The sequence below is a fragment of the Arthrobacter sp. ok909 genome (assembly GCF_900104405.1).
In the GTDB taxonomy this organism is placed as follows: domain Bacteria; phylum Actinomycetota; class Actinomycetes; order Actinomycetales; family Micrococcaceae; genus Arthrobacter; species Arthrobacter humicola.
In genome coordinates this window covers 1-8,551 of sequence record NZ_FNJS01000064.1, presented here as the reverse complement: position 1 = coordinate 8,551, position 8,551 = coordinate 1, and the positions used below count along the sequence as shown (strand labels likewise).

Below are 8,551 nucleotides of genomic sequence, written 5' to 3'. Positions count from 1 at the left end.
ATCGGGTGCGCGTACGGGCTGTCATCGGCCTCCTCGCGGACGAACACCAGGGCGCGCATCAGGCGCCGGCCCTCGTTGTCTTCACCGAAGTAGCCCACGGACCACGGCTCGAAGCAGACCAGGGACATGTCGGTGATGCCGCGCTTGGCCAGGGCGGCCTGGACCTCGGGGTTCTTCCGGCAGCTCTCTTCACCCTCGGCGAACTCATCCAGCATGAACGGAGGCTGGATGTTCGCGGCCAGCTGCGTCCACTTCGAGACGATGCCCGAATCAAGGTCGACAATCGCTTCGTAGGAACGTCCCTCGGCACGGTTGACCAGGACCGCATCAGCCTCGCGCACCGTCTGAGCGCCGCTCCGCAGCAGTTCCTTCTCCGGCTCGCGCAGCTCAATACTGATAAAGCGGAACGACTCCGCCGCGGCCTGGCCACCCTTCAGGATCGAAGCCGCCCGGGAAATCTCGGCGCGGGACAACGGATCCAGAGGGTGCGATACCCCTACAACGATCTCGGTTTCAGTGTTAAGAGTCATGGTTTTCTCCTTGGTTATTCAAAATGAGGGTGACTATGGGCCGACAACGGCACGGGACTCGCGGCCAGCAAACACGGACCCCGCGGGGAGGCGTGTTAGCTGTTGACCCGCGCTGGCCTGGATCCTGCGCTCTGCCCGGTAGGCGGTGTTGCCGTTACCGGACCCAGTTCAAAAGATCCTTCGATTATCAGAACTGTTTATCTTTGCCAGAACTGTTCATTTTGGGGCGCATATGAGGCTGCGCTGAAGATCACCCCAGAAACCCCGGTTGGGGGTCTGGGAGGGATCGTCCGCAAACGCGACATCCCTCTATTCCTAGAGGGCCGGCCGGGCTCTGTTCCGAGCCTCGCTGGCGTGATGCCGGTCACGTACATTCCGTCTGTGTAGAGAAAACTACGTCACGGAATTCATATAGGCGAGTGCTTTTATGAATATTTACGTGAGAAATTTGGGGCCATATATTCTCAATGTAGTTAACATGTTGGAAACATTTCGAAGCACCTTCACGACCGCCCATACCGCGCCCGGGGATGCTAATGTTTTGCACCTCGGGTCGATGACGTCCCTCATGAGCAAGGGGACCGCGCCCATCCGAGGGAAAGTTGGTTCGCAGTGTCTGCCCGTGGTGACCGCTTAATCACCTCCCGCTCTCCGGTGGAGGGTCTGAACCGCCGGAAGCTCTCGTTCTTGCCGGTTTTCGCGCAGGCGGTGGCCGGCGTGGCGCCTGCGGGTGCCATGTCCGTCATCCCGGCTCTTGTCTTTCCAGGTCTTGTCTTTGGCTCCAATGGACCGAACCTTGTGCTGACATTCAGCGTGGCCATGGCGGTCATGGTCCTGGTTTCCTTCTGCCTGAGACCGATGGCTAAGCGCATGGCTGCTGTCAGCGGGCTCTACAGCTACACAGCCAAGGGACTTGGCCAGCGGACGGCGATTACCGCCGGCTGGTCGGCCATGTTCGGTTACGGCCTCGTGGCCATGGCCAGTCTGCTGCTTGTCGGCGTATATGTCGTTCAAATGTTCGTCAGTCTTGGGGTCCCCCTCGCGGATCCCAAGGTTTCCGCAGTACTGGTCATTCTTGCCGCCGCGGGCGCCGCATGCTTCCTCATGGTTAGGGGGATACGGATATCGGCGTGGTTCACGTTGTTGATGGAATCCATTTCGATTGGAGTCCTTGCCGTCCTCATGATTATCTTCTTCGCCTTCAACGCGCCGAAGGTAAATCTCGGGAGCGTGTTTGCCTGGGACGGAAATTTTGATTCGTTACCGATCGGAATCGTCGTGGCCGTAAGTGCCTTTGTCGGCTTCGAAAGCCCGACCACACTGGGAGGCGAGGCGCACAGACCCTTCGTCAGCGTCCCACGGGCCATCACGTGGACACCCGTCCTTATGGGTGTACTTTGTCTTCTTGCCGTGGCCGCCCAGGACGTAGCCCTCAAGGAGGCACCGTTAAACATCGCGGCCAGCCCCACTCCGTTGTCTGACCTTTTTTCCCAGACTTCCCCTGCATTCGCCGCAGTCCTTGATTTGGGAATCGCAGCATCGTGGTTTGCGTGCGCGATCGCCTCTGTAAACGCCCTTGCTCGGATATTCTTCTGTATGGGCAGAGAAGGCGTTGCGCCGCGAATAGTGGGCCGGACCCATCCCGCCTTTCGAACCCCCTCGGGGGCAATCATGGTCATAATGCCGATAGTTGCCATCGTTCCCATCGCGGTCATCATCTCCGGTGCGAGTCCCGAGCGGGCCCTCGTGAACCTCCTCACGCTGGGTGCCTACGGATACCTTGGGTCTTATATCCTTGCCAGCGCGTCCATGCCCTTCTTCCTGCGCCGGATAGGGGAGGACACTCATGCCAGTTGGGTACTGGGAGCAGCAACCACCCTGGCCCTCGGGGTGGTGTTCTGGACGGCTACGGAGGTATCGGTTCGCACAGGCAACCTGCAGACCGTCGTCTACGGCGGTTTACTCGTTGCCAGCGTCATTTACGCCAGGTTCCTTCAGCTCCGGTTACCTAAGCGTCTGGCGTCGGTCGGCATCTATGACGAGACCCGGGAATTAGACCTCTTTCATGGCAGGCCCACGTCATGAACTACAGGCCCACGCACTCCAAGCCCAGCACAGCGCTAAACTCGCTCAGGATCTTGGAGGTTGTGGCACGGTTCGGCACCGGGACAACGGCGAAAGAAATCACCGATGCTCTGCAGATGCCTCAGGCGACCGCCTACCGGATCCTGAATTCGCTCGTCGCGGACGAGTATCTGGCCCGCACATCCGACCTCCGTGGATTCGCACTCGGACAGGCGATTTCAGGCCTGATTACGGCCGCGACGCCCCCAACCATTCCCACCGCAGCCCGCACCGTAATAGAAGAGTTCCGGAGTGGAAACCGTTTCGCAGTGCACCTCATCATGTTCCGGAACGCTTCCCTCAGAATCGCCGATGAAGATCCGGATTATCCGCTCCACTCAGTTTTCGAAATGCTCCGGTATCCACACGCCTCCGCCGCAGGGAAACTGATGCTCGCTGAACTTGGCGATTCGGTCTCCCCTCTCCCGAGAGGGCCGTTGATGAAGCTGACACAGCACACGCTCACAGAGGCGCAACTGGAAGGGCAACTCGCGGAAATACGGTTCAAAGGCGAGGCCTCGGAAATCAACGAACTGGCACAAGGATCCGCCAGTCTGGCGCTTCCAGTAAGACTTCCCAGCAGGCCCGCCGGCGCAGCCCTCTGCCTCTCCGGCCCCGCAGAACGGTTCACCACAATCTGCGAACACGCCGAAGCGGCCCGTGAACTGACCTCACGCCTGGCACCTTTCCTGTTCTGATTGACAAACCGGAACGGAACCGACAGGGCACTCCGGCCATCGTGCACCGATCGCCAGGATCCAGTGGCGTAGCCCAACGCCGAACCGGGGCGATCACCGGTGAAGCCGGCACTCTCCCCCGGCGTGCCGGCCCTCCCAAACAGCGTCCCTACTCGCGGGGAACTCGATGAACGATCCCGCCCGCCCGTGATCGTCCTCCACGAAGCCGACCGCTGAGCAACGCCTCACCTGTCGCCTGCTGGATGGTGCGGTGAGCCCGCACTTAGATACGGGAATAGCCGGCTGCGTCGAAATGCAGGAGACGCCTGGCTCCTGTTACAAGTCATCACCGACGGCTGTGAGAAACGCAGCCTGATCATCACCACAAGCCTCGAAATCAGTACGCTGGGGAACCGTGTACGGCGACAACATGGCAGCCGGGAATGGAACGCCTGTGCGGCCGACTGGCCGACATCACAAGAACGGCCCCGTCTTCTTTGGGATGCGGGGCCGTTCTGCTGTTCCTAGACGACAGTGGCCGGTTCGAGAGCGCCGGCCGCGGCAGATGGAGTCACGCCGGCGTGTGGCTCGAAGCGGACGAACATGGCTTTGAATCCGGGGGTGTTTGATTCCCTTGCGACGTTTTCCTTGTGGACCAGGGCGTTGGCTTCGGGGAAGTAGGCCGCGGCGCAGCCCTTGGCCGTCGGGTAGGCGACCAGCCGGAACTTGTCCGCCTGCCGGTCCTGGCCCCGGAAGGTGCTCACGACGTCCACGAGGTCCCGGTCCTTGAAGCCGAGTTCGGCCAGGTCCTGCGGGTGCACCAGGATCACGCGGCGGCCGCCGGAGATTCCGCGGTAGCGGTCGTCCAGGCCGTAGAACGTGGTGTTGTATTGGTCGTGGCTGCGGATGGTCTGGAGCACCAGGTGCCCATCCGGCGGGGTCAGGTATTCCAGCGGGCTGACCGTGAAGCGGCCGCGGCCGATGTCTGTCTTGAAGGACCGGGTGTCCCGCGGCGGGTTGGGCAGCACAAAACCGTTCCTGGTCCGCACACGGGTATTGAAGTCCTCGAAGCCCGGGATGACGCGGGAGATGTGGTCCCGGACCACGTCGTAGTCCTCGGCCATGGCCTTCCAGTCCACGGCGTGGTCCGGCCCGAAGGTGGCCTCGGCCATCCGGGCCACGATGACCGGCTCCGCGAGCAGGTGCTCCGATACGGGCTGGAGCCTGCCCTGGGTCGAGTGGACCACGGACATGGAGTCCTCCACGGACAGGAACTGGGCGCCGCCGGGGTGCTTGTCGTCCTTGTCCGTCCGGCCCAGGGTGGGCAGGATCAGTGAGGTGCGGCCGTGCACCACATGGGAACGATTCGGTTTGGTGGAGATGTGCACCGTGAGGCCGATCCGCTGCATCCCGGCCTCCAGGGTTTCCGTGTCGGAGCATGCGAGCGAGAAATTCCCGCCCATGGAAACAAAGACGTCCACCGCGTCGCGTTCGAACGCCTCCATGGCCTCCACCGCGTCATGGCCGTGGTGCCGCGGGGACTGGATCCCGAACTCGGAGTCCAGGGCTTCCAGGAGCCATTCCTTGGGTTTCTCCCAGATGCCCATGGTCCGGTCGCCCTGCACGTTCGAGTGGCCGCGCACCGGGCAGGCCCCGGCCCCGGGCTTGCCGAAGTTGCCCTGCAGGAGCAGGACGTTGACCATTTCCTTGATGGTGTCCACCGAGTGCGGCTGCTGGGTGACGCCGAGGGCCCAGCAGAAGATCGAGGCCTTGGACCGGATGAGCATGCCGGCCACGTCCTCGATCTGCTTCCGGGCCAGGCCGGTGGCTTTCTCGGTCTCCGCCCAGTCCAGCTCCCCGCGGGCGTCGCGGTAGGCTTCGAACCCGTCGGTCTGCGCGTCGATAAAGGAACGGTCGACGACGGTGCCCGGGTTCCGTTCCTCCTCGCCCAGGAGGAGGTGGCCGAGGGCCTGGAACAGCGCGAGGTCGCCGCCCACCTTGATCTGGAGGTACTCGTCTGCCAGCGGCGTGCCGCCGCCCACCACGCCCGAGACGGTCTGCGGGTCCTTGAAGTTGAACAGGCCGGCCTCGGGCAGCGGGTTGACCGCGATGACTTTGCCCCCGTTGTCCTTGCATTCCTTCAGCGCGGACAGCATGCGGGGGTGGTTGGTGCCGGGGTTCTGCCCGACGACGAAGATCAGCTCGGCGTCGTGGATGTCGTCCAGGGACACGGTGCCCTTGCCGATGCCGATGGTCGGGTTCAGCGCCGAGCCGGAGGATTCGTGGCACATGTTGGAACAGTCCGGGAGGTTGTTCGTGCCCAGGGACCGGGCGAACAGCTGGTACATGAACGCCGTCTCGTTCGCGGTGCGCCCGGAGGTGTAGAAGACGCAGCGGTCCGGGGTGGAGGCGCGGATGTGTTCGCCGATGAGCTCGAAGGCCTCCGCCCAGGAGATCGGCGAATAGTGCGTCTCCCCCTCCCTGATGACCACCGGTTCGCTCAGCCGGCCCTGGTTGCCCAGCCAGTACTCGGTCTTCCCGGCCAGCTCGGCAATGGAGTGCTTTGCCCAGAACTCTGCCCCCACGGTCCGCAGGGTGTTCTCCTCGGCGACGGCCTTGGCCCCGTTCTCGCAGAACTCGGCGGCCTTGCGCTTTTTGTCCGATTCCGGCCAGGCGCAGCCCGGGCAGTCGAAGCCGCCGCGCTGGTTCAGCCGCAGCAGGGACTGCGCCGTGCGGGTCACGCCGGCCTGGGCCACGGCGCGTTCCAGGGCCACCATCACGGCCTTGACCCCGGCCGCTTGGGTCTTGGGCTTGTGGACTGCGAGGTTGTCCTCGTTGATGTCCGCGATGGGGGCGGGCTGCTTCCCGAACTTCATTGTTCCAACTTCCTTGCCGGCTCACGCCGTTCTTGTTCAAAAGGCCCGACGAGGCGCGCCAGCTGTCCTGGCGCGCCTCGTCGGGATCCTGCTGATGGGGGGACCCTGCTCTACTGGGAAGCCTTTGCCAGCGGTTCCCGTTCTGCACCGATGGTGGTGTTATCGCCATGGCCCGTGCGGACGACGGTCCCCGGCGGGAGGGTGAGGAGGCGTTCGCGGATGGAGGTCAGGATGGTGGGGTAATCGCTGTAGGATCGTCCCGTCGCTCCCGGTCCGCCGTTAAAGAGGGTGTCGCCGGTGAAGACCGTTCCCTCACTTTCGAGGTAAAAGCAGGTGGAGCCCGGGGAATGGCCAGGGGTGTGGATGGCTAACAGCGCGGTGCCGCCCACCTCGAACACGTCACCGTCGCCGTGGTACCGGTCCGGTTCCATATCCGGGTAAGCCTGCTTCCAGAGGACTAGGTCCTCCGGGTTGAGGACGATAGGGGCGCCGACAGCGTCCGCGACCTCCCGCGCCGCGCCGATGTGGTCGTTGTGAGCGTGGGTCAGCAGGATGGCCAGGACCTTCCGGCCGCGCACCTGGGTGATGATGGCTGCCGCATCATGCGGTGAGTCGATGATGACGCACTCATAGTCGTTGCCCACGATCCAGACGTTGTTGTCCACGTTCCAGGTCCCGCCGTCGAGCGAAAAAGTGCCCGAGGTGACAAGGTTTTCGATGGTGACTGTCATGAGAGCTCCTTCAAAGACTGTATTTCAACGACCGAGCGCAGGACCTTGCCGTCATGCATTTTGGCGAAGGCTTCCTCCACCTGGTCGATGGTGATCCGCTCGGTGACGAAGGCGTCCAGATCCAGGTTGCCCTGCTTGTAATGCGCCACGAGCATGGGGAAATCACGGGAGGGCAGGCAGTCCCCGTACCAGGACGACTTCAGCGATCCGCCCCGCCCAAAGACGTCCAGCAGCGGCAACTCAAGCGTCATGGCCGGCGTCGGAACGCCCACCAGCACCACCCTGCCGGCGAGGTCGCGGGCGTAGAACGCCTGCTTGTAGGTTTCAGGACGGCCGACGGCGTCAATCACCACGTCCGCGCCGTTGCCTCCCGTGAGGGCCCGGATTGCCTCGATGGGGTCTTCGTTGCCGGAATCCACGCCGTGGGTGGCCCCAAGGGACTTGGCCAACTCCACCTTGTTGGCGTCGATGTCCACCGCAATGATGGTGGTGGCGCCCGCGAGCTTTGCGCCGGCGATCGCGGCGATGCCCACGCCGCCGCAGCCGATGACGGCGACGGATTCGCCGCGCTTGACCTCACCGGTGTTGATGGCGGCGCCGATGCCTGCCATCACACCGCAGCCGAGCAGCCCGACGGCGGCGGGATCGGCGTCGTCGTCAATTTTGGTGCACTGACCGGCGGCAACCAGGGTCTTCTCCGCGAAGGCGCCGATGCCCAGGGCGGGAGAGAGTTCCGTACCGTCCTCGAGCGTCATCTTCTGCGTCGCGTTGTGCGTGTTGAAGCAGTACTGCGGCTGGCCCTTGGCACAGGCTCTGCACTCACCGCAGACGGCCCGCCAGTTGAGGATGACCCGCTCGCCGGGCCGAATCTGCGTGACATCGGAACCCACAGCGCTGACAACGCCCGTGGCCTCATGGCCCAGCAGGTAGGGGAAGTCGTTGCCGATGTCGCCCTGCTTGTAGTGCAGGTCCGTGTGGCAGACCCCGCACGTGAGAATGTCCACCAGGGCCTCCCCCGGCCCCGGATCCGGGACCAGGATTGTCTCCAGCGAAACCGGGGCATTCTTCTCCCTGGCGATGACTGCCTGTACTTTGTGGACCATTATTCCTCTGTTCCCTTCCTGGATCCGGCCGGATCCGGTGTATCGGCACCAGGTGCCAATCTAACTATCGCGTTGGGGTTTCTGGTCCTCGGTTGCGCGGTCCCCCTAGACGGCGGTCAGTGACTGAAGATCCCGGTTACGCCTTGGTTCCCCGTTGCAGGTGAACGTCATGTCGGTTTCCTGGTGCATTTTGGAGGTATCAAGACTGCGGACGGTTTCGCCGAAGACTTCGTCGGGGTCCAGGCGGCGGAGTTCTTCTGCCAGGCAGTCCTTGAGGCTGCGGCGCGGCAGGGAGATCCGCTGCGCCGGCTGGCCGGGCTGGGTCAGTTCCGCGATGGTCAGTCCGGGCCGGAAGAGCTGGACGTCGCCGCCGGTCCGGGTCAGCCGGACACGCCGGATGCCGGTGCCGGCGGGGTCCGCGACGATCGTGACGGGAGCGTCCAGGGCCAGGGTCAGCCAGGCGGCGAGCAGGATGGTGGACGGGGAGTCGGAGGCGCCCTCGACGGCGAC

At 63.6% G+C, this 8,551-nt stretch carries 6 protein-coding genes and 1 pseudogene; 2 read left to right on the top strand and 5 right to left on the bottom strand.

The window, feature by feature from the left end; translation table 11 throughout:
- A pseudogene (locus BLR03_RS23625) lies at nucleotides 1-530 on the bottom strand (tyramine oxidase); the annotation flags it as partial.
- Nucleotides 531-1,265: 735 nt separating this feature from the next.
- Between BLR03_RS23625 and BLR03_RS23620 the strand changes: the two are divergent.
- Both BLR03_RS23620 and BLR03_RS23615 read left to right on the top strand, forming a co-directional pair.
- A complete protein-coding gene (locus BLR03_RS23620; RefSeq protein ID WP_254788681.1) occupies nucleotides 1,266-2,615 on the top strand; it encodes an APC family permease in 1,350 nt (449 codons plus the stop codon).
- Nucleotides 2,612-3,352, top strand: a complete 741-nt coding sequence (locus tag BLR03_RS23615) for an IclR family transcriptional regulator (protein ID WP_091256965.1) — start codon at nucleotides 2,612-2,614, stop codon at nucleotides 3,350-3,352. The genes BLR03_RS23620 and BLR03_RS23615 overlap by 4 nt, the downstream gene beginning before the upstream one ends.
- 503 nt (nucleotides 3,353-3,855) lie before the next feature.
- Here BLR03_RS23615 and BLR03_RS23610 read toward each other — a convergent pair.
- The 4 genes from BLR03_RS23610 to BLR03_RS23595 all read right to left on the bottom strand — a co-directional run.
- Nucleotides 3,856-6,207 (bottom strand): FdhF/YdeP family oxidoreductase, encoded by a 2,352-nt coding sequence (locus tag BLR03_RS23610; RefSeq protein ID WP_091256963.1) that lies wholly within the window; start codon nucleotides 6,205-6,207, stop codon nucleotides 3,856-3,858.
- Nucleotides 6,208-6,317: 110 nt separating this feature from the next.
- Nucleotides 6,318-6,938 (bottom strand): MBL fold metallo-hydrolase, encoded by a 621-nt coding sequence (locus BLR03_RS23605; RefSeq protein ID WP_091256962.1) that lies wholly within the window; start codon nucleotides 6,936-6,938, stop codon nucleotides 6,318-6,320.
- Complete coding sequence (locus BLR03_RS23600; protein WP_091256960.1) at nucleotides 6,935-8,041, bottom strand: S-(hydroxymethyl)mycothiol dehydrogenase; 1,107 nt, start codon at nucleotides 8,039-8,041, stop codon at nucleotides 6,935-6,937. Before BLR03_RS23600 ends, BLR03_RS23605 begins: the two co-directional genes overlap by 4 nt.
- 105 nt (nucleotides 8,042-8,146) lie before the next feature.
- Nucleotides 8,147-8,551, bottom strand: a 405-nt coding sequence (locus tag BLR03_RS23595) for an OpcA/G6PD domain-containing protein (protein ID WP_254788680.1), incomplete at its 5' end; no start/stop codon positions are given.

Coding starts and splice junctions, on each gene's coding strand:
- BLR03_RS23620 (WP_254788681.1), top strand. CDS start 1,266: ATGTCCGTCATCCCGGCTCTTGTCTTTCCAGGTCTTGTCTTTGGCTCC.
- BLR03_RS23605 (WP_091256962.1), bottom strand. CDS start 6,938: ATGACAGTCACCATCGAAAACCTTGTCACCTCGGGCACTTTTTCGCTC.
- BLR03_RS23610 (WP_091256963.1), bottom strand. CDS start 6,207: ATGAAGTTCGGGAAGCAGCCCGCCCCCATCGCGGACATCAACGAGGAC.
- BLR03_RS23615 (WP_091256965.1), top strand. CDS start 2,612: ATGAACTACAGGCCCACGCACTCCAAGCCCAGCACAGCGCTAAACTCG.
- BLR03_RS23600 (WP_091256960.1), bottom strand. CDS start 8,041: ATGGTCCACAAAGTACAGGCAGTCATCGCCAGGGAGAAGAATGCCCCG.